The 26555-nt window shown below is 71.9% G+C and carries 25 protein-coding genes; 17 read left to right on the top strand and 8 right to left on the bottom strand.

What is annotated here, in order from left to right:
* Positions 1-30: 30 nt before the first annotated feature.
* From ACIPTO_RS35285 to ACIPTO_RS35265, 5 genes are all read left to right on the top strand, one after another.
* Entirely contained in the window at positions 31-966 is a 936-nt protein-coding gene (locus tag ACIPTO_RS35285; protein WP_401198864.1) for a M56 family metallopeptidase, read from the top strand.
* 49 nt (positions 967-1015) lie between these two features.
* Positions 1016-1660 (top strand): phosphatase PAP2 family protein, encoded by a 645-nt coding sequence (locus ACIPTO_RS35280; RefSeq protein WP_401198862.1) that lies wholly within the window; start codon positions 1016-1018, stop codon positions 1658-1660.
* A complete protein-coding gene (locus ACIPTO_RS35275; RefSeq protein ID WP_401198860.1) occupies positions 1657-2172 on the top strand; it encodes a hypothetical protein in 516 nt (171 codons plus the stop codon). The genes ACIPTO_RS35280 and ACIPTO_RS35275 overlap by 4 nt, the downstream gene beginning before the upstream one ends.
* A gap of 9 nt (positions 2173-2181) precedes the next feature.
* The gene (locus tag ACIPTO_RS35270) at positions 2182-2898 is read left to right on the top strand and encodes an HAD family hydrolase (RefSeq protein WP_401198858.1); all 717 of its coding nucleotides are present in this window, start codon (positions 2182-2184) and stop codon (positions 2896-2898) included.
* A gap of 129 nt (positions 2899-3027) precedes the next feature.
* The gene (locus tag ACIPTO_RS35265) at positions 3028-3732 is read left to right on the top strand and encodes a Clp protease N-terminal domain-containing protein (protein WP_401198856.1); all 705 of its coding nucleotides are present in this window, start codon (positions 3028-3030) and stop codon (positions 3730-3732) included.
* Between the two features lie 108 nt (positions 3733-3840).
* Here ACIPTO_RS35265 and ACIPTO_RS35260 read toward each other — a convergent pair whose 3' ends face one another.
* Entirely contained in the window at positions 3841-4089 is a 249-nt protein-coding gene (locus ACIPTO_RS35260; RefSeq protein WP_366320477.1) for a DUF2630 family protein, read from the bottom strand.
* A 267-nt stretch (positions 4090-4356) separates the two neighbouring features.
* Here ACIPTO_RS35260 and ACIPTO_RS35255 point away from each other — a divergent pair, with 267 nt between their 5' ends.
* Positions 4357-5076 carry a TetR/AcrR family transcriptional regulator gene (locus ACIPTO_RS35255; protein WP_401198853.1) on the top strand — a complete coding sequence of 240 codons (720 nt, stop codon included), beginning with the start codon at positions 4357-4359 and terminating at the stop codon, positions 5074-5076.
* A 99-nt stretch (positions 5077-5175) separates the two neighbouring features.
* Here ACIPTO_RS35255 and ACIPTO_RS35250 read toward each other — a convergent pair whose 3' ends face one another.
* Positions 5176-5649: a DUF6214 family protein gene (locus ACIPTO_RS35250; protein WP_401198851.1), complete on the bottom strand. Its 474-nt coding sequence runs from the start codon at positions 5647-5649 to the stop codon at positions 5176-5178.
* A gap of 225 nt (positions 5650-5874) precedes the next feature.
* On the opposite strand from ACIPTO_RS35250, the gene ACIPTO_RS35245 reads away from it, so the two are divergent.
* On the top strand, positions 5875-7221 hold the full coding sequence (locus tag ACIPTO_RS35245; protein WP_401198849.1) for an FAD-dependent oxidoreductase: 1347 nt from the start codon (positions 5875-5877) through the stop codon (positions 7219-7221).
* Between the two features lie 137 nt (positions 7222-7358).
* Positions 7359-8714 carry a nucleobase:cation symporter-2 family protein gene (locus ACIPTO_RS35240; protein ID WP_401198847.1) on the top strand — a complete coding sequence of 452 codons (1356 nt, stop codon included), beginning with the start codon at positions 7359-7361 and terminating at the stop codon, positions 8712-8714.
* Here ACIPTO_RS35240 and ACIPTO_RS35235 read toward each other — a convergent pair.
* Together ACIPTO_RS35235 and ACIPTO_RS35230 are read right to left on the bottom strand one after the other, a co-directional pair.
* On the bottom strand, positions 8711-9997 hold the full coding sequence (locus ACIPTO_RS35235; RefSeq protein ID WP_401198845.1) for an SGNH/GDSL hydrolase family protein: 1287 nt from the start codon (positions 9995-9997) through the stop codon (positions 8711-8713). The two genes, ACIPTO_RS35240 and ACIPTO_RS35235, sit on opposite strands and share 4 nt — an antisense overlap.
* Before the next feature lie 77 nt (positions 9998-10074).
* Positions 10075-11400: a PHB depolymerase family esterase gene (locus ACIPTO_RS35230; RefSeq protein WP_401198843.1), complete on the bottom strand. Its 1326-nt coding sequence runs from the start codon at positions 11398-11400 to the stop codon at positions 10075-10077.
* A 253-nt stretch (positions 11401-11653) separates the two neighbouring features.
* Here ACIPTO_RS35230 and ACIPTO_RS35225 point away from each other — a divergent pair, with 253 nt between their 5' ends.
* Both ACIPTO_RS35225 and ACIPTO_RS35220 read left to right on the top strand, forming a co-directional pair.
* Entirely contained in the window at positions 11654-12604 is a 951-nt protein-coding gene (locus ACIPTO_RS35225) for a polysaccharide lyase family 1 protein (RefSeq protein ID WP_401198841.1), read from the top strand.
* Positions 12605-12636: 32 nt separating this feature from the next.
* Positions 12637-13431: a pectate lyase gene (locus tag ACIPTO_RS35220; protein WP_401198839.1), complete on the top strand. Its 795-nt coding sequence runs from the start codon at positions 12637-12639 to the stop codon at positions 13429-13431.
* Positions 13432-13493: 62 nt separating this feature from the next.
* On the opposite strand, the gene ACIPTO_RS35215 is transcribed toward ACIPTO_RS35220, so the two are convergent.
* The gene (locus tag ACIPTO_RS35215) at positions 13494-14249 is read right to left on the bottom strand and encodes a PaaX family transcriptional regulator C-terminal domain-containing protein (protein WP_401198837.1); all 756 of its coding nucleotides are present in this window, start codon (positions 14247-14249) and stop codon (positions 13494-13496) included.
* Positions 14250-14323: 74 nt separating this feature from the next.
* On the opposite strand from ACIPTO_RS35215, the gene ACIPTO_RS35210 reads away from it, so the two are divergent.
* A complete protein-coding gene (locus ACIPTO_RS35210; RefSeq protein WP_401198835.1) occupies positions 14324-15991 on the top strand; it encodes an acyl-CoA dehydrogenase family protein in 1668 nt (555 codons plus the stop codon).
* Between the two features lie 87 nt (positions 15992-16078).
* Positions 16079-18175, top strand: a complete 2097-nt coding sequence (locus ACIPTO_RS35205; protein WP_401198833.1) for a HEAT repeat domain-containing protein — start codon at positions 16079-16081, stop codon at positions 18173-18175.
* Between the two features lie 150 nt (positions 18176-18325).
* Here ACIPTO_RS35205 and ACIPTO_RS35200 read toward each other — a convergent pair whose 3' ends face one another.
* A complete protein-coding gene (locus tag ACIPTO_RS35200; protein WP_366320502.1) occupies positions 18326-18910 on the bottom strand; it encodes a hypothetical protein in 585 nt (194 codons plus the stop codon).
* A 251-nt stretch (positions 18911-19161) separates the two neighbouring features.
* Here ACIPTO_RS35200 and ACIPTO_RS35195 point away from each other — a divergent pair, with 251 nt between their 5' ends.
* The 4 genes from ACIPTO_RS35195 to ACIPTO_RS35180 all read left to right on the top strand — a co-directional run bounded on the left by ACIPTO_RS35195 (position 19162) and on the right by ACIPTO_RS35180 (position 23147).
* Positions 19162-20277: a WD40/YVTN/BNR-like repeat-containing protein gene (locus ACIPTO_RS35195; RefSeq protein WP_401198831.1), complete on the top strand. Its 1116-nt coding sequence runs from the start codon at positions 19162-19164 to the stop codon at positions 20275-20277.
* 133 nt (positions 20278-20410) lie between these two features.
* The gene (locus ACIPTO_RS35190) at positions 20411-21088 is read left to right on the top strand and encodes a uracil-DNA glycosylase (RefSeq protein ID WP_366320506.1); all 678 of its coding nucleotides are present in this window, start codon (positions 20411-20413) and stop codon (positions 21086-21088) included.
* On the top strand, positions 21085-22128 hold the full coding sequence (locus ACIPTO_RS35185; protein ID WP_401198829.1) for an N-acetylglucosamine kinase: 1044 nt from the start codon (positions 21085-21087) through the stop codon (positions 22126-22128). Before ACIPTO_RS35190 ends, ACIPTO_RS35185 begins: the two co-directional genes overlap by 4 nt.
* Before the next feature lie 95 nt (positions 22129-22223).
* Positions 22224-23147, top strand: a complete 924-nt coding sequence (locus ACIPTO_RS35180) for a hypothetical protein (protein ID WP_366320510.1) — start codon at positions 22224-22226, stop codon at positions 23145-23147.
* 97 nt (positions 23148-23244) lie between these two features.
* Here ACIPTO_RS35180 and ACIPTO_RS35175 read toward each other — a convergent pair whose 3' ends face one another.
* A complete protein-coding gene (locus ACIPTO_RS35175) occupies positions 23245-24282 on the bottom strand; it encodes a lactonase family protein (protein ID WP_401198827.1) in 1038 nt (345 codons plus the stop codon).
* A 96-nt stretch (positions 24283-24378) separates the two neighbouring features.
* Positions 24379-25887 (bottom strand): FUSC family protein, encoded by a 1509-nt coding sequence (locus ACIPTO_RS35170; RefSeq protein ID WP_401198825.1) that lies wholly within the window; start codon positions 25885-25887, stop codon positions 24379-24381.
* A 179-nt stretch (positions 25888-26066) separates the two neighbouring features.
* On the opposite strand from ACIPTO_RS35170, the gene ACIPTO_RS35165 reads away from it, so the two are divergent.
* Positions 26067-26543, top strand: a complete 477-nt coding sequence (locus ACIPTO_RS35165) for an Lrp/AsnC family transcriptional regulator (protein WP_366320516.1) — start codon at positions 26067-26069, stop codon at positions 26541-26543.
* The last annotated feature ends 12 nt before the right edge of the window (positions 26544-26555 follow it).

Genomic DNA, 26555 nt, shown 5'->3' with positions numbered 1-26555 from the left:
TGATCACCGCGGCGCTCATAGGGTGCTCCCATGATGGTCCCCGCGGCACTGTTGCTGCTCGGCGCCTTGGCCGCCGTCGTCGCCCCACGGCTGCTCGCCCGGGCCGACTGGCCGGACCATGAACCGGTCCTCGCGTTGTGGGTGTGGCAGTGCGTCGTCGCGGCCGTCCTCCTGTGCTGCGCCCTGTCGATGACGTTGAGCGCCGCCGCCGCGTGGCAGGCGGTTCGGGGCCATGTGTTCGCCAACGCCCCGCACGGGGTCGTGGACGCCTATCCCCTGGTCACGACAGGCCCTTGGGCCGCCACCACCGCGGTCGCCCTCGCCTGCGGCGGCGCGTGGACCGCCGCGATGCTGGTCCGTGAAGTCGTACGGGCCCGTGCGCGACGCCGGCAGCGACGGGCCGAACTCCTCGTGCGCGCACCGGTGTTGCCCGGCGAGGAGCCCGGTGCCGAACCGCTGGTCATCCTGGAGGGAGAGCGCCCCGACGCCTGGTGGCTGTCCGGTGCCGCACCCCAACTGGTCATCACCACAGCCGCGTTGAGACGGCTCAAGGGGCGCCAGCTGGACTCGCTGCTCGCGCACGAACAGGGGCACGCCCAAGCCCGGCACGACTGGCTCCTGCACTGCTCGGGCGCCCTCGCGAACGGGTTCCCGCAGGTACCGGTGTTCGCCGCGTTCCGGGACGAGATGCACCGGCTGGTCGAACTCGCCGCCGACGACATGGCCTCCCGCCGCTTCGGCCGCCTGACCACCGCGCTCGCGCTGGTCGAACTCAACGAGGACCGCGGGGTGTTCGGCCCCTGCCCCACCCCGCACGCCCATGTGCCGCAGCGGGTCCACCGCCTGCTCACTCCCCCGGACCGGCTCACGGCCCTGCGCCGCCTGGGACTGACCGCGACGGCGGCGCTGGTCCCGGTGGTGCCCGTACTGGTGGCGTTCGTACCGGGGTTGCGGGCGCTCGGCTGAGCGCGTGGCGGGCGACTGAGGAGTGGCGCGCGTCGGCGAGGATCGTTCCATGCGCTCCCCCACCCGCCCGACCGTCCTGCGGACCGGCGTGACCCTGGCCCTGTGCTCCGCGCTGCTCCTCACCCTGGTCGCGGTCGAGTGGCGTCCGCTGATCGAAGCCGATGAGCGGATCGCCCGCACCACGCACCGCTGGGCGGTCGACGAGCGCGGGCTGACACAGGCGTTCCGCATCCTGACGGACTGGGTCTGGGACCCGCTGACCCTGCGCCTGGTGTGTGCGGCAGCCATGGTGTGGCTGGTGTGGCGCCGGTCTGCATGGTGGACGGCTCTATGGCTGGCGGTCACATGTGCACTGGGCACACTGCTCCAGCAGACCCTGAAGGCACTGGTCGACCGCCCGCGCCCGGTCTGGCCCGACCCCGTCGACTCGGCCCGCTATTCCGCCTTCCCGTCGGGCCATGCCATGACCGCCACGGTGGTCTGCGGCCTGCTGCTGTGGCTGCTCCACCGCTACGACGCCGGACGCGCGGTGTGGCGTACGGCCATGGTCGCGGCCGTGATCTCCGTGGTCGGTGTGGGCCTGACCCGTGTGTGGCTCGGGGTGCACTGGCCGTCGGACGTCCTGGGCGGCTGGATCCTGGGGGCCTTCGTGGTGACGGTGGCCGTGGGGGCGTACGAACGGCGGCGGGTGTGAGCACGGCCGGACGGCGACACGGGTACATCGGTCCGGCGGAGCCGCTGGGGACGGTACGGCCGGGCGCGGAGGGCCGCGTCGTGCGGTCGGCCCGGGACCTGGACGCCTGGCTCGCCGCACGGGACCGGGCCGAACTGGCCGAGCCCTTCACCTACGTCGTCGATCTCGACGGGCTGCTCCGGCTGGCGCCGCGCCGGAGCGAGCATGTGGCGTGTGCCGGGGGCGCCGACGTCCTGGGCGCGGGCGAGATGGGGTTCGAGCGGACGGCGGGGCGCTGGACCGTCCGCGAGGTCAGCAACCAGTCCACCGGGTACTGCCCGCGCCTAGAGTCCTGGGACGCGGTGGCGCGGGCCCTCGACGGGGCCGGTGTCGGCCGACCCGCCGGCTTCACGTACGCCGTGGTGTTCCGCCGCTGTCTGACGTGCGGGGAGATCAACATCGTGCGCGAGGGCGACTTCGTCTGCGTGTTCTGCGGCGGTGATCTTCCCGGCGAGTGGAATGCGGCTGCGTAGGATCACCGCATGAACGCCGTTCTCTTCGACTTCTCCGGGACCCTCTTCCGCATCGAGTCCACCGAGGCCTGGCTGCGTGCCGTGTTGCGCGAGGCCGACATCGCGCTGCCCAAGCCGGAGTTGACCGAGGCCGCGCGGGCGCTGGAGGCGGCGGGCGCGATGCCGGGTGGGGCGCAACCCGAGCAACTGCCCGAGGAGTTCGCGGAGATGTGGGCAATCCGGGACGAGAGTTCCGCCCTGCACCGGGCCGCGTACACCGGCGTCTCCCGCCAAGTCCCGCTCCCCGACCCGGCGTTGCACGACGCGCTGTACGACCGGCACATGACGCCGGCCGCGTGGACTCCGTACCCGGACACGGCTGACGTGCTGCGGACCCTGCACGAGCGCGGGATCGGAGTGGGCGTGGTCAGCAACATCGGCTGGGATCTGCGGCCGGTGTTCCGCGAGCACGGACTCGACCCCTATGTGGACGCCTACGTCCTGTCGTACGAACACGGCATCCAGAAGCCGGACCCGCGCCTGTTCACGGTCGCCTGCGAGGCGCTCGGTGTCGATCCGAGGGACGTGCTGATGGTCGGCGACGACCGGCGGGCGGACGGCGGGGCGGCGGCCCTGGGCTGCGGGGTGCACTTCGTGGACCATCGGCCGGTGACAGAGCGGCCGGACAGCCTGCGACCGGTGCTTGAGCTGGCCGGAAGGGGCCGTTCCGGGCGTTCGTCCGCGTGAAGCCCCGCCGAGACCCCGAAGCCCCGAAGCCCCGAAGCCCCGAAGCCCCGAAGCCCCGAAGCCCCGAAGCCCCGAAGTAATCGTCAATTAGAAGTTGACGCTCGCCGATCGTCAACTTAAGATTGACGCATGAGCCCACTCGACATCAGCCTCGCCGATCTGATCGCCCGGCTCGACGAGGAACTGCCCGAATCCAGCGAACTGGCCCGCATCAGCGAGGCACGACTGCGCGCCCAGACCCTCTCCGACCTCGGTGACCAGCTCATCGACCACTACGTCAGCCAGGCCAAGCGGGTCGGGGCGTCGTGGACCGAGATCGGTGACGCCATCGGGGTCTCCAAGCAGGCAGCCCAACAACGCCACGCACCCGCCGCGTTCGAGCGGTTCACCAACCTGAACCGGCACGGCATCGTGCTGGCCCAGGAAGCCGCCCGCACCCACAAGCACGACTCCATCGGCACCGAACACCTCCTGCTCGGCCTCCTCGGCGAACCGCGGGGCCTGGCCCACGAGGTGCTGGTGGCGAAGGCCGGATCGGAACAGCGCGTCCGTGACGCGATCGAGGGGGCGATGCCGCCGGCCGGACCGAAGGCGCTGCGCGGCCACATCGCCTTCCACGCGGACTCCAAGGAAGCCATCGGACAGGCCCGCCGCGCGGCGGCGGAGCTCGGCCACGACTGGGTCGGCACCGAGCACATGCTGCTGGGCCTGATGCGCGTCGAGGAGAGCCCGGCGGCGCGCGTCCTGCGTGAACTCGGTTTCACACAGGACGAGTTGCGGGAGACGGTGACGACCGTGATCGCCGAACGGCTCGCCACACACGGCGAGCGGTAAGCGACAAGGACGGGCGGCGAAGAACCGACCGGTGGCCGCGGAGAGCCGGCCCGCGCGGCCACCCCACCCGTCGAGTCCGCCCGCCGAGCCCACCGGTGACCGGTCACCTCACCCCTGATACCCCTCCACCTCGGACTCCGGCCGCACTCGCGCGTCGTCCGGGTTCTCCCCGAACTCCACCTTCGCGCGCCGCTGCCTCAACAGGTCCCAGCACTGGTCGAGTTCGCGCTCCAGTCGCCCGAGTCGCTCATGCTCCGTCGCGCTGTCGATGGCGCCGGAGGCGACGGCCTCCCGGAGCTTGCGTTCGTCGTCGACCATCTCGTTGATCCGCGCGAAGATCTGCTGGTCCTGCCCCATGCCCGTACTCCTCGTCCTCGTCGGCTCGACACCCGTGCCCACTCTATGGACGGTTCACGTGCCGTGCGACAGATGTGCGGGAAGGGGCGCCGGACGTCGATCAAAAAGTCGCCCAAGGAAACCATTACGAGGAAAAGGAGCCGCCCGCCTGAGACGATCCCCCGCGTCGCCCCAGACGGACGGCAGCATGCGCCAGGCCCCCTCTGCGGGAGACCCGGACGTCCTGAGTATAGTTGGCTGGTAGCCAGTCAACGCAGGAGTTACAGCATGTCCCCGCGAAGCGCATCGGTCAATGAAGAGTTGCGACGGCGTTCCCGGGAGCGACTCCTCCAGGCGGCCGTGGAGCTGGTCGGCGAGCGCGGCTTCGAGGCCACGACCTTGGGAGACATCGCGGACCGGGCCGGTTCGGCGCGCGGCCTGGTGTCGTACTACTTCCCCGGAAAACGCCAGCTCGTCCAGTCCGCCGTACACCGTCTGATGCACCGCACACTGGAAGAGGCCCTGGAGCGCGAGCCCCGGACCGACGACGGGCAGGAGCGGATGGCCCGTGCGATCGACGCCATCCTGGGGCTGGCACACGACCGGCCGGTGCTGATGCGCCAGCACATGGCAAGTCTCCTCCAGGGCGAGGGCTTCGTGCAGTGCCCGGAGCAGCAGCGTCTGTCCGAGCTGCTCGGGGAGACGATCGCGCGCTACGGCTCGGGGAACGTCCGCTCCGACTACCCGATGCTGCGCGCCCTGCTCATGGGCGCGGTCTACTCGGCACTCGTGCCGGGGGTGCCCATGCCGATCCCGGTCCTGCGCACCGAGTTGTTCGACCGGTACGGACTGGACTGGGAGTTGGGGATCCCGCCCGAGACCGGCGCACGTCCCGGGACCGCCGACACGGACCTGTCGCGTTTCTTCGCGACGGACGACAGGTCCGCCTCCCCGCACACTCCGGAGGGCCCGGCCGACGACCGCCCGAACGAACCCTCCGGCTCCTGACCGCCTTCGAACGCCCTGACCGCTTGACTGCCTTACCTGACGTGGCTGCCTTAGCCGACGTGGCTTACTCAGCTGCCTCGACTGCCCCGACCGCCTTGTTCAGCGCCGAGCGTGACGTGGCGTCAGGAACCCGGCGTCCCGCGCCTGCGAGATGAGCCGGAGCGACCTGCGCCTGCTGTGTCCGGTCGCGCACATCACCGCGAGGACGGGATCAGTACCCTCCTCCTGCGCGGCCCGGTACTCCTGGGCGATCAGCCACCGCCCCTCGATGCCCCGCGGCCAGGCCGGCCGGGCCCGGCGCGCTCCGCCCGACTCCGCCCCCTCCTCGCCCGGCTCGCCCTCCGGCTCCAGGCCGCACGCCTCGACGAGCGGTGTCTCGATCCAGTCGGCCAGCATCGTCAAGTCGTCGAGGGACAGGGCGGGTTGGGCCCGTACGTCCTCGACGGAGACGTTCTCCTCGCACACGACGGCGAGCGCGTCGACGCGGGCGCCGTCGGGAAAGGCGAGCCGGACATGGAACCAGGACGTGGCGCCGTCGCGCTCCTGCACTTCCCACGCGGGCCACACGGACACCGCACCATCCGTCGGACAACGATCAGAAAGATTAAGAAAGGATGCTTCCAGCACACACGCAACGTAACCGCATGATCACATTCCATACAAACGGACACGCGCGCCCACCCGGTACCGGTCGGCACCGCACCCTGTCAGCGGAGCACCGGTGGTGCGATCCTGGACGTGCAAGTGGTCTGGCGAGTCAGCGATCTCCTGTGTGCCTGACGGGTGAGGAGTTCCGCCGTGCTGCGTGTCGCCGTCGTCGGCTCCGGTCCGAGCGGGGTCTACACCGCCCAGAGCCTAGTCCAGTCGGAACCCGGGGCACTGGTCGACGTCCTGGACCGACTGCCGTGCCCCTACGGCCTGGTGCGCTACGGCGTGGCACCCGACCACGAGAAGATCAAGTCGCTGCAGAGCAGTCTGCGGGCGGTCCTGGAGCATGAGCGGGTGCGGTTCCTCGGCGGGGTGCCCGTGGGCCCGGGCGGGCTGTCGGCCACCCGGCTGCGGGAGCTGTACGACGCCGTCGTGTACTGCGTGGGCGCCGCCACGGACCGCCAACTGGGCATTCCCGGCGAGGAGTTGCCGGGCAGCTGGTCGGCGACCGAGTTCGTGTCCTGGTACAGCGCCCATCCGGACGCCACCGCCGCCGGTTTCGTGCGCGGCGCACGTTCGGCCGTGGTGATCGGCGTGGGCAACGTCGCCGTGGACGTGACGCGGATGCTGGCGCGCGGCGCGGCCGAGCTGAGCCGTACCGACATTCCGCAGGCGGCGCTCACCGAGCTGGCCACGAGCGGGATCACGGACGTCCACATGGTCGGCCGCCGCGGCCCTTCGCAGGCCCGGTTCACCACCAAGGAGCTGCGCGAACTGGGCGGCCTCCCGAACACCGAAGTGACCGTGGATCCGGCCGAGTTGACGCTGGACCCGGACTGTCTCGACCCCTCCGCGCTGCCCGCCGTCCGGCGTCGCAACGTGGAGGAGCTCCGCAACTGGTCCGCGCTCCCTCCCCGGGGCGCGCCACGCCGTATCCACCTGCGCTTCTTCCTCCGCCCCGTCGAACTCCTCGCCGACGCGGGCCGGGTGGCCGCCGTACGCTTCGAACGCACCGCGCCGGACGGCCGGGGCGAAGTGCGGGGCACGGGCCGACTGGTCGACATCGGGGCGCAGTTGGTGCTGCGCTCGGTGGGCTATCGCGGGGTCCCGCTGGACGGGTTGCCCTTCGACGCCGAGCACGGCACCGTGCCGCACCGTGCGGGCCGGGTGATGCGGGAAGGGCGGACCGTACCCGGTGTGTACGTGGCCGGCTGGATCAAGCGGGGTCCGACCGGTGTCATCGGCACCAACCGCCCGGACGCCAAGGAGACGGTGACGTCACTGCTCGCCGACGCCTCCCTGCTCGTGACGGAGAGGCCGCCCGAGGATCCGCTCACCGTGCTGCGCACCGAGGGGTTCGAGCCGGTCGAGTGGGGCGGGTGGGAGGCCATCGAGCGGGCGGAGGCCGAGTTGGGGGTCTCGCTCGGGCGAGGTGGCGTGGTGAAACTGCCGGACTGGGATGCCCTTCTGGCGGCGGCACGCGAGGCACGCGCCTAGCGATATGCGGGGCGCACACAGAGTGGCCGGGCAAGACACACGGCGGCAACAGCCCGGACATCAACAAACTGTTCAAGGCGCCTACGGTCTCGAACTGTTCGCATGTTCCCCATCCCCTCCGCCGCCCAGGAGTGTCCATGGCCACGACCGTCCCCGTGCATCCCGTCGACGAGGTCCCACCCGTACGGCACCTGGCCGCCTTCGGACTTCAGCACGTGCTCGCGATGTACGCGGGCGCGGTCGCGGTACCGCTGATCGTGGGCGGGGCGATGAAGCTGTCGGCAGCCGATCTGGCGTATCTGATCACCGCTGACCTGCTGGTGTGCGGGATAGCCACGCTCATCCAGTGCATAGGCTTCTGGCGGTTCGGGGTGAGGCTGCCGATCATGCAGGGCTGTACGTTCGCCGCGGTGTCGCCGATGGTCCTGATCGGTACGACGGGCGGCGGACTCCCCGCGATCTACGGCTCGGTGATCGTCGCGGGGCTCGCCATCGCGCTGCTGGCCCCTGTCTTCGGCAGGCTGCTGCGCTTCTTCCCGCCGCTGGTGACCGGCACGGTGATCCTGATCATCGGTCTGTCGCTGCTGCCCGCGGCGGGCAACTGGGCGGCCGGGGGCCAGGGCGCGAAGGACTTCGGTGAGCCGAGGAACATCGCTCTCGCCGCGTTCGTCCTGGCGGTCGTCCTCGGTGTGCAGCGGTTCGCGCCCGCGTTCCTCAGCCGGATCGCGGTGCTGATCGGCATGGCCGTGGGGCTGGTGGCCGCGGTGGTGTTCGGGTTCACCGACTTCAGCGGGGTCGGGGACGCCGACTGGGTCGGCATCAGCACGCCGTTCCACTTCGGTGCGCCCACCTTCCGGGCCTCGGCGATCGTGTCGATGCTGGTGGTGGCTTTGGTGACGATGACCGAGACGACGGGTGACCTGATCGCGGTCGGCGAGCTGACCGACCGCCGGATCGAGCCGCGTTCGCTCGCCGACGGGCTGCGCGCCGACGGCCTCTCCACCGTCCTCGGCGGGATCTTCAACACCTTCCCGTACACGGCGTACGCACAGAACGTCGGCCTCGTCGGCATGACCCGCGTCCGCAGCCGCTGGGTCGTCGCCGTCGCCGGTGGCATCCTCGTCGTCCTCGGTCTGCTGCCCAAGCTCGGCGCGGTGGTCGCTGCGATCCCGGCGCCTGTGCTCGGCGGCGCCGGTCTGGTCATGTTCGGCACGGTCGCCGCGAGCGGTCTGCGGACCCTGGCCCAGGTCGACTTCAAGGACAACCACAACCTCACCGTCGTCGCCGTCTCGGTGGCCGTGGGCGTCCTCCCGGTCGGGGTGCCGACGATCTACGCCCAGTTCCCCGACTGGTTCCAGACGGTGATGAACAGCGGGATCAGCGCGGGCTGCCTGACCGCGATCGTGCTGAACCTGCTCTTCAACCACTTTCCCGCGAAGGGCGGTTCGCCCGTCGCCGCGCCTGCCGCCGCGGTGCAGGAACCGGCGGCCTAACGCAGCAGTCCGGCGGGGACCGCGGCGGCCAGTACGCCGTACCCCGCCGGATTGAGGTGCAGCCAGTCGCCGACCTGGAGGTCCGGAAGCAGACGGCGCGGGTCGGCGGGGTCGCGTACGGCCCGGTCGAAGTCGAGCACCGCGTCGAAGCAACCGGCCGCGCGAATCCAGGAGTTGACCGCCCGGCGAGTGGTCTCGCGTTCCCCCGCCGGGTCGTCGTAGGTGTTGCCGCCGAACGGAAGCAGGGTCGCGCCGTACACGCGGATGCCCTGGGCATGGGCGCGGACGACGATCTGGCCGTAGGCCGCCAACAGGTCCTCGGCGAGCCGGTGTTGGGCGGCGGGGGTCGCGTCGGCGGTGCCGATGTCGTTGACGCCCTCGAAGACGATGAGCCGGGTGACCCCGCTGCGGGAGAGGACGTCGCGGTCTAGGCGGGCCAGGGCGTTGGGACCGAGGCCGTCGTCGAGGACGCGGTTGCCGCCCGCGGCCTGGTTCAGGATCGCGAGGGACGCGGAGGCGGGACGGGCGCGGAGGCGGTCGTGAAGCTGGTCGGGCCAGCGGTCGTCGGCGTTGGTCGTGGAGCCCCGACCGTCGGTGAGCGAGTCGCCCAGGATCGCCACGGCCGTGGTGGCGCGCGGGGCCAAGACCTCCACGTCGCTGAGCAGATACCAGTGGTCGACCGGAGTCGCCCCGGGCTGCAGGTCCTGGTCCTCGGTGTGGTCGCCGGTGCGGAGGTACGACGTGGTGCGCGAGCCCGGGTGCGAGGTGAGCGCGAGCGAGGGCTGGCCCGTCGCCAAGTAGGTCGTCACGGTCACGACGGACGCTGGGCGCAGCTCCACGTCCAGCGGATCGGAGACCAGTTGGGCGCCTACGGGGACGGTCGCCGCCCGGCGTCCGGCGAAGGTGACCGGTCTGCCACTGCCGGGCACGATGGCGCTGGCCCCCGCCGCGCCGCCCTGCGGGAGAGCCAGCGTCACGGCGGTGAGCGGGAGCGGGGTGTCCCCGTAGGCGTTGGAGAACCGCAGCCGGAACCGCCGGCCGCCGGTGGTGACGCGGAGCGTCTGGCGCAGGGTGGTGTCGGCGAGGACCGAGGCGGCTCCGGTGAAGGGAGCGGGCGGCAGGTTGGCGGGCTCGGTGAGCTGGGGCATCGCCGTCCAGGTGTGCACCCAGTGCACGGCGGACGAGGCCGAACCGTCCTCGGCGCGTGCGGGGTCGGTGGCAACCAGGGCGGACAGTGCCGTGGTGGTCGTGGCGACGATCGCGGTCCGTCTGCTGGGCTGCACGGAGCCTGCCTTCCGCTGGCGGGAGTTGGGGGCAGCGGGGTGCGCGCCGGGGTGATGGGCGCGCACCCCGGGCGGGGTCAACCGACCGTGCAGGATGTCCCGTTGAGGGTGTAGGCCGTCGGCGCCGCGCTGTTGCCGGTGTGGCTCGCCTGGTAGCCGATGGTCACGCTCGCGTTCGGCGCGATGGTGGCGTCGTAGGAGACGTTGGTGGCCGTGACCGCGCCGGAGGCCGGTGCGTAGGTCGCGCCCCAGCCGTTGGTGACGGCCTGTCCGGCGGGCAGGGTGAAGCCCAACTGCCAACCGTTGACGGGACTTGAGCCGGTGTTGGTGAGGGTCACGGAGGCGGTGAGGCCCGTGTTCCAGGCGCTGGTGGTGACGGTCACCTTGCAGGGGCCGGTCGTGGGCGGGGGCGTGGTGCCGCCGCCGGTCAGGCCGAAGAAGGAGAGGACGCGGGCGCCCATGCCGTAGGTGTAGAGGTTGTGGGTGACGCCCTGAAGGCTGATCGCCTCCACGGGGGCCTGGTCACCAGTGGCGCCGTAGCGGGTGCGGGTCCAGCCGGTGACCGGTGAGTCGGTGGCGGCCGGGGTCTGGTCGACGCCCAGCACGTTGGTCCACTGTTTGATCTCCTCGCCGAAGTTGGGGTAGCGCAGCGTGTCGTCGGCGGTGCCGTGCCAGAGCTGCATGCGGGGGCGCGGGCCGGTGTAGCCGGGGTCGGCTCCTCGGACCAAGTCGCCCCATTGCTGGGGGGTTTGGATCACGGTGCCGTTGGCGCAGGCGGTGTTCCACTCGGAGCCGTCGGTGGTGGCGAAGCAGCCGAACGGCACGCCGGCGAAGGCGGCGCCGGCCGCGAACACGTCGGGGTAGTCGCCGAGGAGGACGTTCGTCATCATCGCGCCGGAGGAGATGCCCAGCGCGTAGACGCGGGAGGTGTCGGCGGCGTAGGTGGCGGTCACCCAGTCGACCATCGACTTGATGCCGACCGGGTCGCTGCCGCCGTCGCGGTGCAGGGCCTGCGGCGAGGAGACGTCGAAGCACTTGCTGGCCCGGGTGACCGAGGGATAGACGACGATGAAGCCCAACTGGTCCGCCAGAGAGGCGTATTCGGTGCCGGAGTACATCGCCGGGCCCGATCCCCCGCAGTAGTGCACGGCCACGACGATCGCCGGGTGCGCGGTGACGGCGGCCGGGACGTACACGTACATCTGCAGATTGCTGGGGTTGGCGCCGAAGCCGGTGACCTCGGTGAGGGTCGCGGTGGGGAGGGCCTCGGTGCGGGCGGCGGCCGGGGGTGCCATGAGGGTCAGGGCCGCGAGTAACGGCACCAGCGCTCCGAAGAGGGCGACAAGTACCGAACGCTGGGGTTTTCTCGCTGAGTTGAGGGTCGTGCCGGCTGTGGGGCGCACGTCTTCGTCCCTTCCTGATCGCGGCTCGTGCGGCATCGTTCGGGGAGAACAATCGGGGAGAACAAACGGCATCGTGGCATGGACACGAACCTCGTGGAAGCGCTCCCACGCATCGAATAGTTTCTGCACAAGCGTTGACTAGAAAGCGCTTGCACTCTACGTTCCGTTCAGAAGTGTGACCGCGCGGTCCTTCATGGCGTACATCGTTCACGTACACGATCAACCCATTCCCCCACGGAAGGGACGCACCCGCATGCGTACTCGTAGATCAGCTCTGACGGCGATCGCTCTCGCCGCGGCGGCTGTGCTCGTTCTCCCCCACTCCGCATCGGCCGCCGACGCCTCGCCCGTCGGTTTCGGCGCCGGGACGACCGGTGGCGGCAGCGCCTCGGCGGTCACGGTGTCGACGCTGGCCGCCTTCAAGTCGGCTGTCACCGGCAGCAGTTCGAAGGTCGTGAAGGTCAACGGGCTCATCTCACTGAGCGGTCAGGTCGACGTCGGGTCCAACACGACGGTCCTGGGCGTCGGTTCGGCGTCCGGGTTCACCGGCGGCGGGCTGCGCCTGAAGAACGTGACGAACGTCGTGGTCCGCAACCTCGTCATCAGCAAGTCGGTCGCGCCCGCCGACGGCATCACCGTGCAGGCCTCGACGAAGGTGTGGATCGACCACAACGCCTTCTCGTCCGACCTCGACCACGGCAAGGACTACTACGACGGCCTGGTCGACATCAGCCACGCCTCCGACTACGTCACCGTCTCCTGGAACACCTTCAAGAACCACTACAAGGGCTCGCTCGTCGGCCACAGCGACAACAACGCGAGCGAGGACACCGGGCATCTGCGGGTGACGTACCACCACAACTGGTTCGACCAGGTCAACTCCCGTATTCCCAGCCTGCGTTTCGGCACCGGGCACTTCTACGACAACTACGTCGTCGGCGCCGAGACGGCCGTGCACTCGCGCATGGGCGCCCAGATGTTCGTCCAGAACAACGTCTTCCGTGACACGGAGGTCGCCGTCACGACGAACCGGGACAGCGACGTGGACGGCTACGCCAACCTCAGCGGCAACGACCTCGGCGGAGCCGCCACCGAGATCTCGCAGGTCGGCACGTTCACCAGCCCGCCGTACAGCTACACCGCCGAGCCCGCCTCGACCGTCGTCGCCTCGGTGACCGCGGGCGCGGGCACCGGAAAGCTCTGACCACTCCCCCACCTCGGAGAAGGAATCGGGACATGACTTCTTCCATCCGGCCACGCGCGCTCACCGGCGCGGTGACCACCTTCGGACTCGCGGTTGGCATGCTCATGGCATCCGGGACGCTGTCCCCGGCCGACGCCGCCACCTGGCCCACCGCGAGCGGCAGCAAGGCCGTCACCTCGACGATCTCGGTCTCGGGCACCAAGGACTACGCAATGCTGCGGCTGTACGGCAGCGGTGACCTGGGCACGGGCAGCCAGGACGAGGACCAGGGCCCCATCCTGGAACTGGCCCCCGGCGCGGTCGTCAAGAACGTCATCATCGGCTCGCCGGCCGCCGACGGCATCCACTGCCTGGGCGCCTGCACGCTGCAGAACGTCTGGTGGGAGGACGTCGGCGAGGACGCGGCGACCTTCCTCGGCTCCTCGTCGTCCAACGTGTACACCGTGAACGGCGGCGGCGCGAAGGAGGCCAGCGACAAGGTGTTTCAGTTCAACGGCGCCGGCACGCTCAACGTCTCCAACTTCGCGGCGCAGACCTTCGGCACGTTCGTCCGCTCCTGCGGCAACTGCAAGACGCAGTACAAGCGCACGATCAACCTCAACACCATCGAGGCGACCTACAAGGGCAGCCGGATCGTCGGCATCAACACCAACTACGGCGACAGCACGACCCTGAAGGCGATCACGATCGTCGGGGACACCAGCAAGAAGATGATCCCCTGCCAGAAGTACATCGGAAACAACACGGGCGCCGAACCGACCACCAACGGCACGGGCGCGGACGGCACTTACTGCAAGTACGCGAGCTCGGACATCACCTACAAGTAGGCCCCCACGGTGACGGCGGCCGTCCGGAGCACCCCCTACAACGCTCCGCACGGCCGCTCAAGCTAGGCCGGGTTCCCCAGTACGGTCGCGGTCAGCTGCCGTTGGTGGTGGGTGTATGCGGTGCGCAGGGCGGGGCCCGGCCAGGCGGGGGGCAGGAGTTCGGGGGGCAGGACCGGGTCCGCGAGCAGGTGTCTCACGGCGGCGGCCAGTACCGTGAAGCGGTCGGCCGGGTGGGACGCGGTGGCGGTGATCCGGTCGAGCAGTGCCTCCGCAGTCCTCGCCCAGGCGTCGAGCGGCCAGAGGGTCGCGGCCAGTCGGCGGGCGGACTCCTCGGGGCGGGAGGTGAAGTGCCGGGCGATCTCGCCGAGTTCGCGCGGTCGGGGGCGTAGGAGATTGGCCGGGCGGAGCCAGACACCCTCGCGGAGTTCCGCGAGCCGGAGGGCGGTCAACTCGGCGCGCAGTTCGGCACGTTCGGCGGGGCCGCGGCCGGTCGCGGTGACGACGGTCATCTCCCAGTCACCGTCCCAGGGGCGGGTCTCGGGATGCACGGCGATGTCCTGACGGCGCTGGCGGTCCAGGAGGCGGTCGCTCAGGCGGTAGACCGCGTCCGTGCTCCGCAGATCACCCGCGGCCACCATCCGGCTGAGCGCGGCGCGGAGCGTGGAGCCGGCGACACCGAGGGGCTCGACGGCGCGCAGCAGGTCCCGTACGGGCAGCTCGGGCGGATGCGTGCCGAGCAGCAGGCTGAGGACGACCGACCGCGCGGACAGCGGGCGCAGGTCCACCTCGCCGGTCCCTTCTGACACGTTCATCCGCATGGCCTCGTACTCTACGGCGCGATTCTCGTGTTACATTATTGATGCGACCGCAGAGATAGTGCAACACTGCCCGTATGGCTCAGACACTCGCGCACATACCACCGCAGCCGCGGAACGCCACGCACGACGTCACCAACCAGCCCCCGCCCCTGACCCCGTACGACTCCTCCGAGGACGCGGCCCTGCTGGAGGGGCTGCGCCGGGAGGGCGCCGGCTGGGCCGAGGAGGACGTGCGGCGGCTCGGGCGGGCGGCGGGCAGCGCGGAGGCGCAGGAGTGGGGCGACCGGGCGAACCGGCACGAGCCGGAACTGCGCACGCACGACCGCTACGGCAACCGGATCGACGAGGTCGAGTTCCACCCCAGCTGGCATCGGCTGATGGGCGTCGCCGTCGCCGAGGGGCTGGCCGGAGCGCCCTGGGCGGACGAGCGCCCCGGCGCCCATGCGGCCCGTACGGCAAAGGGGTTGGTGTGGGGGCACACCGAGGCCGGACACGGCTGCCCGACGTCGATGACGTACGCCGCCGTCCCCGCTCTGCGCGCCACCCCCGAACTGGCCTCCGTCTACGAGCCGTTGCTGACCAGCCGGGTGTACGACCCCGTCCTGCGCGTCCCCACCGAGAAGCGCGGACTGCTCGCCGGGATGGGGATGACGGAGAAGCAGGGCGGCTCCGACGTCCGCACGAACACCACGGTGGCCACCCCCACCGCCGAGCCCGGCGTGTACACCCTGCGCGGCCACAAGTGGTTCACGTCGGCGCCGATGTGCGACGTCTTCCTCGTCCTGGCACAGGCGCCTGACGGACTGTCATGCTTCCTGGTGCCGCGGGTGCTGCCCGACGGCAGCCGCAACACGTTCCGCGTCCAGCGGCTGAAGGACAAGCTCGGCAACCGGTCCAACGCGTCCTCGGAACCCGAGTTCGACGGAACCGTCGCCTGGCTGGTCGGCCCCGAGGGGCGCGGCGTCAAGACCATCATCGAAATGGTCAACTGCACCCGTCTGGACTGCGTGATGATGTCGTCGACCCTCATGCGCAAGACGCTCGTCGAAGCGGGCCACCACGCGCGGCACCGGTCCGCGTTCGGCGCCCGGCTCCTCGAACAGCCGCTGATGCGGAACGTGTTGGCCGACCTGGCGCTGGAGTCGGAGGCCGCCACGACGCTCACCCTGCGGCTGGCCGGTGCGGCCGACCGGTCGGTACGCGGGGACGACGCCGAGTCGGCGTTCCGCCGTATCGCCACCGCTGTGGGCAAGTTCTGGGTCACCAAGCGCGGCCCGGCCTTCACCGCGGAGGCCCTGGAGTGCCTCGGCGGCAACGGCTACGTCGAGGACTCGGGCATGCCCCGCCACTACCGCGAGGCCCCTCTCCTCTCCATCTGGGAGGGCTCCGGGAACGTCAACGCCCTGGACGTACTGCGGGCGTTGACCCGCGACCCCGGCACGGCGGAGGCGCTGTTCGCCGAACTCGCCCTCGCCCAGGGCGCGGACGCCCGCCTCGACACGTCCGTGAGCCGCCTGAAGGACGAGTTGAACCGGGCCGGCGAGAGGAACGCCCGCCGCCTCGTGGAGCACATGGCCCTCACGCTCCAGGCCTCCCTCCTGGTACGACACGCCCCGGCCGCCGTCGCCGACGCCTTCTGCGCGACCCGGCTGGCCGGCGACTGGGGGCACTCCTTCGGCACCCTCCCCGACTCCGCCGACCTCGAAACGATCCTCGCCCGCGCTCTGCCCGCGGGAGATTGACCCTCGGTCACCCTCCGATTCCGCTTCGTTGTCAGTGACGTGGTGCAGACTCACGATCGGTCGGGCACTTCGTCTGGGGAGGGCAACGTGTTCACGGGGATCGACGAGGTCGGCTGGGCCTCACTTCGACACGCGTACGGCAGCGCGGAGGACGTGCCCGCGCTGCTGCGGGCACTGGCCTCCACGGACCCCGTCGAGCGGGCGACCGCGCTCGACGGGATGTACGACGCGGTGCACCACGAGGGGATCGTCTACGACGCGACGCTCGCCTGCGTCCCGTTCCTGTTCGCGCTCGCGGCCTGCGAACAGGTCGCGGACCGGGGCGGGTTGGTGGAGCTGCTGACCAGCATCGGACGGGGGCACGGACCGGAGGAGGGCGCGGAGAACGAAGGTGGGACGGACGCGGGCCGTGGCCGTACGACGACGGACGCCGACCGCAGCGGCGCCGCGGCGCACGCGGAGGTCCGTGCGCGGGCCGAGGTGTTCGTATCGCTCCTCGGGGACCGGGACCCTGATGTGCGCCGCGCGGCGGCCGAGGCGCTCGTCCGGTTCCTCGCCCAACCCCCGCGCGTGCTCAGCCTGTTGCGGCAGCGCATCACGGTGGAGCGGGACGACCGGGTGCTGCTCGCCCTCACGGAGAGCCTCGGCCTGTTCGTACGACGGCACCCGGCCCACGCCCCTGAGGCGCTCGATATCCTCTTAACACTCGGCACCCCGCCGTACGACCCCGGTCTGCGGCTCGCCGCGCTCGGCCAACTCGCGGGCTGCGCACCGGATCTACTCCCCGCCGACCTGGTCCCGACGGTCGTCGAGCTGCTCGGGGAACGGTCCGAGCGGCGCCGCACGGGCCTCTCGGCACCGGCCGAGGACGGCTCCCCGGCCCCTGACTCGCTGGCGGGCCGGTTACGGCGGCTGCGGCCCTCGGACGAGGAGGGCGCACTGCTGCTGCGTACGCTGCACACCGCGCTCGGCCCCCGGGTGGGAGACCGGATCGCCCTGCTGGAGGGGCAGTTGGCCAGCCCTGACCCGGCCGACCGGTGCAACGGGGTGTGGATGGCGGCGGGGTTGTTCCGCGAGTGGCGCGCCGACTACGCGGTGCCTGTCGAGTTGATCGGTGGGCAACTGGGCGCGGAGGCGCGGCTGTTGCCCGGTGCTGCGGTGTCGGACCGGTTGCGCGATGCCTCGGTCTCCGTCCTCGGGGACCTCTTCCACCTGGCCGCACCGGCCGCCGACCACCTCCACACGCTGGTGACCGCCCGTGCCGACCTGTGGATCCACCGCTGGCAGCGCCGGGCGCCGACTCTCGGCGATCCCCTCAAGTCCCTTGCCCGCAGCGGTGATCCACGGGCGGTTCCGGTCCTGGCCCAGGTCCTCGCCCAGCCGGTCCCGCCCGACGACCTGGGCCGCGTGATCGTCCATCTCGGCCGCTCCGCCGCTCCCCTCGCCCCGGCGCTGCGGCAGCGGCTCGGCCGTGTCCCCCTCGACTCCCCCGACACGTACGACCGTGCCGTACCGCTGCTGTCGGCGCTCACCGCGCTCGCCGACCGGGAGGCGGTGCCGGAGGTGTTGCGGCTGGTGGGCGGGATGGCGGACGGGGTACGGCTGAGACCCCGGGTCGTGGAGTCGGCGGTGCGGGCGCTCGACGTGATCGGGGCTGGCGCGGAGGAGGTCGTACCTGTGCTGCGGGGGCTGCTGGACTCCGGGTGCGCCGGTCTCGCCGCGGGTGCGCTGTGGTCGGTGGAGGGGGATGCCTCGGCCGTACTGCCGTTGTTGATACGGGAGTTGGCGGAGGCGGACGCAGAGCGGCGCCGGGTTGCCGCGGAGATGCTCGGGCGGCTGGGGTCGTCCGCGCGGGCGGCGACGCCGGAGCTGGCGCGGATGGCCGGGGCGGGGTGCGTGTGGGAGCGGGTGGCGGCCGGGTGTGCGCTGTGGCGGGTCGGCGGTGAGGCGGACCGGGTGCTGCCGGTGCTGCGCTCGGCCTGGGTGGAACAGCCGGGGGTGCGGGGTGCCGTGGCCGCGTGTCTGGCCGACATGGGGAGGGCGGGAGCGCCTCTCCATGACCTGGTGACGGCGGAACTCGGCGCGCCGCGACGGCATTTGGTGCGGTCGGGCGGACACGGGAGCCAGGACGTACTGGAGGACGAACGATTGCTGCGGGTGTGCCGGGAGGTGCTGGCCGGGTGAGATCGGGCGGGAGCTGAGGGAGACCCGGCGAGGCCGCTTCCCTTGAGGTCAGGGCGACGTGGGGCCGGACAGGACCGTTCGTCGGGCGCGAGGAGAGCCCCTGCCCGCGATCCGTGGAACAGGGGCGCTCAGCGTCGTACGCCGGAGTGTTCAGCCCGTCTTGCGTCCCCACAGGGGGCCGAAGCGGGCCCACTCCTCGTCCCACTGCTCCATGCGGCGGCGTTCCAGGCGGCCACGCAGGGCCCGGGAACCGACGAGGGGGACGGCCGCCGCGCCCACGCCGAGGAGAGTGCCGATCAGGATGGCGCGCAGCTGGGCCTGGGAGGCGGTGGCGGGCTTGGTCACGAGGTGGCCCTGCGGGTCGGTCCAGACGGTCACCGGGGTGCCGATCGCGCTGCCGGAGGGGACGCGTATCTGTCCGCTGTGCGAGGAGCCGTCGGTGGCCGTCCAGCGGACCTTCGCCCAGACCGGCTCACCGCTCGTCCGGTGGGAGCCGGCCGGTGCGGTTCCTGGAGGGTCCTGGGTCACCAGAGCCACCACGGGCTTCCACTCGACGCGTTCCCGGGCCAGTTCGTGTGCGACGGAACGGGTCGCCGTCAGACCGACGAGCACTCCGGCGAGGACGGTGATCAGCCAGGCGCCGAGCACGATCCACGATTCCACCGCGTCGGCACGCCGCTTGAGCGGATTCCGCCGCCATCGCCACAGCCATACCTTCGGACCTCGGAACGCCATCGAAGGCATCCTCCTCATGAACGCACTGACATGCCGAACCGCCCTCCCATACGGGAGACGCCTCCTCGATGCTCACGACGAATACCCCGACTCGACGTTCCCATGGCGGCCCGGGCCGGCGCAGGCACTTCGCGAGAGGCATCGGCAAAACCGCCCACGCGGGCCGGTATCGGCGCCCTGGCCTGCGGTGATGCCGGTTCCGGGGGTGACTGTCAGTGGTGGGGTGCACACTGGCGAGTGGTGGGGTCGAAATGGCCAAAAGCGCGGCGGAGGTGATCGGAATGACGGAGGTTCTGCTCGCGGTGGGCACGCGAAAAGGCCTGTTCATCGGGCGGAGGCGGGGTGGCGTCTGGGAGTTCGATGCGAGTCCGTACTTCAACGCGCAAGCGCTGTATTCGGTCGCCGTCGACACCCGTGGCCCCACGCCGAGACTGCTGGCCGCCGGTGACAGCTCGCACTGGGGTCCCTCGGTGTTCCACTCCGACGATCTGGGGCGCACCTGGGCCGAGCCGGCGCGGCCGGCGGTCAGGTTCCCGAAGGACACGGGGGCTTCGCTGGAGCGGGTGTGGCAGCTGCACCCGGCGGCGGCCGAACCCGACGTGGTGTACGCGGGCACGGAGCCGGCCGCGCTGTTCCGCTCCGAGGACCGCGGCGAGAGCTTCGAGCTGGTCCGTCCGCTCTGGGAGCATCCGACCCGGTCGCGGTGGGTGCCGGGCGGCGGCGGAGAGGGACTGCACACCGTCCTCACCGATGAGCGCGATCCGCTCGCCGTGACGGTCGCGGTCTCGACGGCCGGGGTGTTCCGCACGGGCGACGGCGGCGAGAGCTGGGAGCCGTCCAACTCCGGTGTCTCCGCGGTGTTCCTGCCGGAGCCGAACCCGGAGTTCGGGCAGTGCGTGCACAAGGTCGCGCAGGACGCGGCGACCCCGGACCGGCTGTATCTGCAGAATCACTGGGGGGTGTACCGGAGCGACGACGCGGGCGCCCACTGGACGGACATCGGCGAGGGGCTGCCGTCCACGTTCGGCTTCGCGGCGGCGGCCCACCCCCATCGCGGCGACACGGCGTACGTGTTCCCGATCAACGCCGACGCGGACCGGGTGCCGGCCGAGCACAGGTGCCGGGTGTTCCGCACGGCGGACGCGGGCCGGAGCTGGGAGCCGCTGTCGGCGGGGCTGCCGGCCGAGGACCACTACGGCACGGTGCTGCGGGACGCGCTGTGCACGGACGGCGCGGACCCGGCCGGTGTGTACTTCGGCAACCGCAACGGCGAGGTGTTCGCGTCGGACGACGACGGCGACAGCTGGCGGCAGTTGGCGTCCCATCTGCCCGACGTGCTGTGCGTACGCGCGGCGGTGATCGCGTGAGGACGGCAGCCGCGATGGGGGCAACTCCCGGGTGGGGACGCTTCGTTCAGGAGAGGCGACGGTCCGGTCGTTCCCGGTCGGGCTCGGGCCACCGGTTGATCGCCGGGCCCTGTACGGCAGTAGGGTGACGCCCGTGGCACCACGACCGTTGCATGAGATCGTCGAACCGGGCTGGGCGAAAGCCCTGGAACCCGTGGCCGGACGCGTCGCCGGGATGGGGGACTTCCTGCGCGCGGAGATCGCCGCCGGACGCACCTATCTACCGGCGGGACCGAATGTCCTCCGAGCCTTCCAGCAGCCCTTCGACGACGTCCGCGTCCTGATCGTCGGGCAGGACCCGTATCCGACTCCGGGGCACGCCGTGGGGCTGTCGTTCTCGGTGGCCCCCGAGGTGCGTCCGCTCCCGCCGAGCCTGCTCAACATCTACCAGGAGCTGAACACCGACCTGGGTCTGCCCCAGCCGTCCAACGGCGACCTGACCCCGTGGAGCCGGCAGGGGGTGCTCCTCCTCAACAGGGCGCTGACCACTGCCCCGCGCAGTCCGGCCGCACATCGCGGCAAGGGCTGGGAAGAGGTCACCGAACAGGCGATACGGGCACTCGCCGGGCGCGGCAAGCCGCTGGTGTCGATCCTGTGGGGGCGTGACGCCCGCAACCTGCGCCCGCTGCTGGGCGACCTGCCCTCGGTGGAGTCCTCGCACCCGTCGCCGATGTCCGCCGACCGCGGCTTCTTCGGCTCCCGCCCCTTCAGCCGCGCCAACGACCTGCTGGTCCGGCAGGGAGGACAACCGGTGGACTGGCGTCTGCCGTGACCGTCCCGGGCTTTCTCGCCGTGGACTCCGGAGGCTCCGGTCTCCGGGTCCTCGTGGGCGAGACCGGCGGTGGCCGGACGTCCGGCCCGCTGGTCTCCAAGGAACCCGTTCGGACCAGCGCCCGCGGGATCGACGCCGGCCACTTCATGGAGCAACTGGTGCCCATGGTGCGGGCGTTGACCACGGTGTCCGAGACGTCCGGGCCTTCCGACCCGTCTGCGCCGTCGCAGGCGGCCGAGCCGGCCGAGCCGGTCGCTGTGGGCACGGTCGTGATCGGGGCCGCCGGGCTCGCCACGCTCGGGGACGGGTTGCGGGAGGAGTTGCCGGAGGCGTTGGCGCGGGAGTTCGGGGCGCGGACCGTCGCGCTCGCCGCCGATGCCGTCACCGCCTACGCCGGCGCCCTCGGGACACGGCCCGGTGCCGTGGTGGCCGCCGGGACCGGACTCATCGCGACCGGAACCGATCTCGTCAGCTGGCGGCGGGCCGACGGGTGGGGCCATCTGCTGGGTGACTGCGGGAGCGGTGCCTGGATCGGACGGGCGGGACTGGAAGCCGCCCTTCGTGCGTACGACGGGCGGGACGGTGGATCCGGGGCGCTGCTGACCTGCGCCGAGAAGCAGTTCGGGGCGATGGCGGGGTTGCCCGGCCAGGTGTATCCGCGGGCGGACCGGCCCGCCGTGCTCGCGGCGTTCGCGCCCCGCGTCGCCGAGTGCGCTCCGGACGATCCGGTGGCCGCCGGCATCCTGCGGGCCGCCGCCCGGCACATGGCCGAGTCGGCCGCCGCCGTCTGCCCGGCCACCGGAGAGCCCCACGTCGCCCTCACCGGTGGGCTGTTCAGACTGGGCGAGCCTCTCCTCGTACCGCTGCACGAGGAGTTGGCGGAGCGGGTGCCGCATGCGCGGGTGGTCACCGCGGAGGGTGATCCGCTGGACGGTGCCGTGCGGATCGCGCGCGATCTCGCCGCGGGCGCGCTCGCGTTGCCGACCGACGAGCTGATGCTGTCCGTGGTGTCACCAATGGGACGCGGTGATCACTTCTGATCCGTACGTAACTCATCAGACAAAACAGGACGGATACCGCTCACCTGCACCCTCCCCGAACAAGGGAGCCCAGGAAGCCAGTAACATGCGTCGCCATGAGCTCCCCCACTGGGCCCGCGTCCGGCCTGCCAGTACGAATGCCGCGACCTCGCCAGCCCGGTCGGCACCGCCGACCCGAGCCGCTGGCGGCTCCCGAGGGCGCGCCCGCGCTCGTCCTCGCCGTGCCGGGCACGCCCAGCGCCGCCACGCGCAGCCTCGCCGAGGAGGTCGTGAGCATCGCGCGCTCCGAGCTGCCCGGTCTCGACGGCCGCATCGGTTATCTCGACGGGGACGACTCCGAGTTCCCCACGCTGACCTCCGTGCTCTCGCACGCCGCCGAGGAGCGCACCGCCCGCTTCGAGCAGGCCAGGGCCGCCGGCGCCGATGTCAAGGAGCCCGACGGGCCGGTGGCCGTCGTCGTCCCGCTGCTCGCCGGCCCGGACAGCGCGCTGCTGCGCCAGATCCGCCAGGCCGTCATGGACAGCCGGGTCGCGGCCGATCTGACCGATGTGCTCGGTCCGCACCCGCTGCTCGCCGAGGCGCTGCACGTGCGGCTGTCCGAGGCGGGTCTGGCCCGTGCCGACCGCGCCCGGCTGTTCACCGTGGCGACCGCGGCGGACGGCATCATCCTCGCCTCCGTGGGCGGCGAGGAGGCGGTGCAGGCGGCCGGTATCACCGGCATGCTGCTCGCCGCGCGCCTCGCCGTGCCGGTGATGGCCGCGGCGCTGGACCAGGAAGGTTCGATCTCGGCGATCGCGGAGCAGCTGCGGTCCTCGGGTTCGCAGCAACTGGCGCTCGCGCCCTACCTGATCGGCCCCGAGATCGACCCGGGTCTGCTCCAGGCCGCCGCCGCCGAGGTGGGCTGCTCCGCCGCCGAGGCGCTCGGCCCGTACCCGGCGATCGGCAAGCTCGCCCTGGCCAAGTACACGACGGCCCTGGGCATCGCCCCGCCGCAGCCGCAGGGCGCTCCGGTTCGCTGATCCACCCCGTACACGTATCGCCGTAGCGCCGAAAGGGCCCCTCCTCATGTGGGAGCGGGCCCTTCGGCGTGTCCGGGGGCGGACCGTGTGTGCCCGGTCAGTCGAAGATCACGCAGGACGCGGCGGGCACCTTGACCGAGCCGCTGCGGCTCGGGAGGCCGGTCGCCGGGTCGAGAGCGAACCATGTGACGTCACCGGAGCGCTCGTTCGCGACGTAGAGGTGCCCCTCGGCCTCGGTGATCGCGCGCGGCCAGTGGCCCTCGCAGGGCACCGTGCCGATCAGCCGCAGCCCGTCGTTCTCGACGGCGAGCACGGACAGGACGTCCTCACCCCGGGTCGCCGTCCAGACGAAGCGGCCGTCCGGGGAGGCCACGATGCCCGAGGGGTAGGCGGCGTCGCCGTCCGGCGGGCCCGGCAGCACCGACACCTCGGTCAGCGGCTTCAGCGAGCCGCTCCCGGCGTCCCAGCGGCAGACGGTGACGGTCGGGGTGAGTTCGTTGAGGACGTAGGCATGACTGCCGTCCGGGTGGAAGGCCAGGTGGCGGGGGCCCGAGCCGGGCCGCAGCGCGATCTCGCGGTGGAGCACGGGCCGGCCGTCGTCCAGCGTGCACACCCGCACGGAGTCGGTGCCGAGGTCGACGCTGACCGCCCAGCGGCCACTCGGGTCGGGCTGGACCTGGTGGGCGTGCGGGCCCTGTTGGCGCTGCTGGTGCGGGCCCGAGCCGGTGTGCCGGAGCTGTCCGGAGGGGCGGTTCGCGAGCGTGCCGTCCGCGCGGACCGGTACGGCGCTGACGCTGCCGGAGCCGTAGTCGGCGGTCAGGACATGGCCGTCGAACAGGCTCAGGTGGGTCGGTCCTGAGCCTCCGACGCGTACGGGCGGCCCGAGCGGTTCGGGCTTGTCGCCGTGCACGCGGAATGCGGCCACCGCGCCCTCGGCCGTCTCGCTGACGGCGTACAGGGTGGCTCCGTCGGGGGCCAGGGCGAGGTACGAGGGGTCGGGGACGCCGTCGACGGCGCTCAGCACGGTCAGCGCGCCGCTGTCCGCGTCCACGGCCGCCGTGACGACACCCGGGCCGCCCGCCGCCGTGAACGACCCGATGAAGGCCCGCCGTTCCCGCGTGTCGCCGTCTGCCACCGCTGTCCCCTCTCGGTCTGCGCTCCGGTCCCTGCTCCGGTTCGTGCTCCGGGCCGGTGCTGTCGGGGGTGACGGTAGCAGTCGATCAAGACCGGTCTAGACCAGAGTGCCGAGCCCGTTCCAGCGGGGCCCGCCGGACCGCTCGCGCAGCGGCTCGGCGAGGTCCGCGAGGGCGCGCTCCAGGCCGTGGAGGTGGGCCAGCGCGGGTTCGGCGGGCGCCCGGGCGGCGGTGGCCGTGAGCGGTGACGTGTCGCCGTCGGTGAGCGCCTCGACCGCGGCCTCGACGCGCCAGCACGCGGCGGCGAGGCGGGCGTCGTGCGAGGCCTCCGGGTCCGCGGCCACGGCGACGAGGCCGCGGATCTCACGGGCGCAGTCGTCGAGCAGGGCGAGCACGCGGCGGGCGCGGCGCTTGCGGCCCAGCACGGGGTTCAGTGGATGCACGAGGGGTGCGACGGACAGCCGGACCCGGCCGAGGAGCTGCTCCAGTTCCGCGACGCGTCCCGCGGGGTCGGCCGTGGCGGAACCGGCGAGCCGGGCGGCGGCCTCGGCGGTGCAGGCGTGGACGCAGCGCAGGGCGCGCTGGATCCAGGCGTCGGTGGTGGTGTGGGTGGTCACCGGCAGCACGAGCAGGACGGCCAGTACGGCGCCGAGCGCGCCGACGCCGGTCTCCGCGAGGCGCAGGGCCAGCAGCGCGGGGTCCAGGACGCCGAGGAGTCCGTAGAGCAGTTCTGCCATCAAGGTCACCGCGAGCATCATCCAGGTGTAGGAGACGGCGGCCGAGTAGAAGATCACGAAGACGCAGGCGGCGACCAGGATGGCGGTGGGGACGGGGGCGCCGTGGACCGGGACGGCGACGAGCAGGCCCAGGGCGATGCCGAGGACCGTGCCGAGGACGCGGCGGAAGCCCCGGACCACGGTCTCGCCGCGCGAGGCGGTGTTCACGAAGATCCACCAGGTGGCGCCGACGGCCCAGTACCAGCGCTGTCCGGACACCAACTGGCCCACCACGAGGGCGAATCCGGCACCGGCGGTGGCCTGCACGGCCTGCCGGGTGGTCACACGGGCCAGGCCGCGGCCGGCGGTCGGAGCGGGTACGGCGGCCGGGGGCAGCCGGTGTTCGTAGCACCAGAAGCCGAAGCGGACCGTCGCCGCGGTGAGCACGGAGAGGCCGACCGCCGCGTAGAGCCTGGGCAGTTGGTCCGTGGTCGCGTGCAGGAACTGGGCGACGAAGAAGGTCATGAACGCGAAGACGCCGAGGCTGTGGCCGCGCGGTCCCCAGCGGCGCGCGTAGACGCCGGCGCCGACCACGGCGAGGAAGGTGAGGTCGCGGGCGACGGGGTGGTCGTGCAGTCCGGCCGCGGCGGCGAGCACCGGCAGGCCCACGCAGGGCAGCAACGCGGTGGTGACGGCCTGCCCGCGCACGGTGGCGTCGGTCACAGTGAACAGGGCGAGCAGCGCGGCGAGACCGCCGGTCACGGCGCCCGCGAGGGACTGCCCGGTCAGCCCGCAGACGACGACCGCGAGACCGATGCCGAGCACGGCCCGGCCGGCGAACCGCAGCCGCACGCGCCCCGGGTCCGGAGCCACGAACACCCTTTTCAGCACTGCTTCCCGCCCCCCCTGCGCGCACCCGGACACCGGCATGAAAAAGGCGCCGCGGAGGTCCGCAGCGCCATCGACATACCCATGAGAGCATCATCGGGTCGAGTGGCTCAAGTCGTTCGCGATCGACTGGTCCATTGGCCCGAACCCAGTGCACTGGACCATTGGTACAGTCGTTCCTCATGAGCGTGGACGAACTCGACACCCGGATCCTGAGGCTGCTTCTGGAGCAGCCGCGTACCAGCGTGCGGGAGTACGCCCGCCTGCTCGGGGTCGCCCGGGGCACCCTCCAGGCGCGGCTGGACCGGCTGGAGCGGGACGGGGTGATCACCGGCACGGGCCCGTTCCTCTCCCCCGCCGCGCTCGGCCACCCGGTGCTCGCGTTCGTGCACATCGAGGTCACGCAGGGGCATCTCGACGAGGTAGGGGACGCGCTGGCCGCCGTGCCGGAGATCGTCGAGGCGTTCTCGATCACCGGCGGCGGGGACCTGCTCACCCGGGTCGTGGCGCGGGACAACGGTCATCTGGAGGACGTGATCCAACGGCTGATCAGCCTGCCGGGCGTGGTCCGCACCCGCACCGAGATGGCGCTGCGCGAGCGGGTCCCGCACCGGCTGCTGCCGCTGGTGGAGTCGATCGGCCGCGCGGCCTCCACATGATCCTTGGCATCC

It is taken from the genome of Streptomyces sp. NPDC090083 (assembly GCF_044747445.1).
GTDB lineage: Bacteria > Actinomycetota > Actinomycetes > Streptomycetales > Streptomycetaceae > Streptomyces.
This window is presented reverse-complemented; position numbering and strand designations above follow the sequence as displayed.

Bases quoted from the DNA above. Each gene is read 5' to 3' on its own strand.
- ACIPTO_RS35285 (WP_401198864.1), top strand. From the start codon at position 31: ATGATGGTCCCCGCGGCACTGTTGCTGCTCGGCGCCTTGGCCGCCGTC.
- ACIPTO_RS35165 (WP_366320516.1), top strand. From the start codon at position 26,067: ATGAGCGTGGACGAACTCGACACCCGGATCCTGAGGCTGCTTCTGGAG.
- ACIPTO_RS35280 (WP_401198862.1), top strand. From the start codon at position 1,016: ATGCGCTCCCCCACCCGCCCGACCGTCCTGCGGACCGGCGTGACCCTG.
- ACIPTO_RS35240 (WP_401198847.1), top strand. From the start codon at position 7,359: ATGGCCACGACCGTCCCCGTGCATCCCGTCGACGAGGTCCCACCCGTA.
- ACIPTO_RS35225 (WP_401198841.1), top strand. From the start codon at position 11,654: ATGCGTACTCGTAGATCAGCTCTGACGGCGATCGCTCTCGCCGCGGCG.
- ACIPTO_RS35200 (WP_366320502.1), bottom strand. From the start codon at position 18,910: ATGGCGTTCCGAGGTCCGAAGGTATGGCTGTGGCGATGGCGGCGGAAT.
- ACIPTO_RS35255 (WP_401198853.1), top strand. From the start codon at position 4,357: ATGTCCCCGCGAAGCGCATCGGTCAATGAAGAGTTGCGACGGCGTTCC.
- ACIPTO_RS35210 (WP_401198835.1), top strand. From the start codon at position 14,324: ATGGCTCAGACACTCGCGCACATACCACCGCAGCCGCGGAACGCCACG.
- ACIPTO_RS35220 (WP_401198839.1), top strand. From the start codon at position 12,637: ATGACTTCTTCCATCCGGCCACGCGCGCTCACCGGCGCGGTGACCACC.
- ACIPTO_RS35265 (WP_401198856.1), top strand. From the start codon at position 3,028: ATGAGCCCACTCGACATCAGCCTCGCCGATCTGATCGCCCGGCTCGAC.
- ACIPTO_RS35270 (WP_401198858.1), top strand. From the start codon at position 2,182: ATGAACGCCGTTCTCTTCGACTTCTCCGGGACCCTCTTCCGCATCGAG.
- ACIPTO_RS35180 (WP_366320510.1), top strand. From the start codon at position 22,224: ATGAGCTCCCCCACTGGGCCCGCGTCCGGCCTGCCAGTACGAATGCCG.
- ACIPTO_RS35195 (WP_401198831.1), top strand. From the start codon at position 19,162: ATGGCCAAAAGCGCGGCGGAGGTGATCGGAATGACGGAGGTTCTGCTC.
- ACIPTO_RS35260 (WP_366320477.1), bottom strand. From the start codon at position 4,089: ATGGGGCAGGACCAGCAGATCTTCGCGCGGATCAACGAGATGGTCGAC.
- ACIPTO_RS35215 (WP_401198837.1), bottom strand. From the start codon at position 14,249: ATGCGGATGAACGTGTCAGAAGGGACCGGCGAGGTGGACCTGCGCCCG.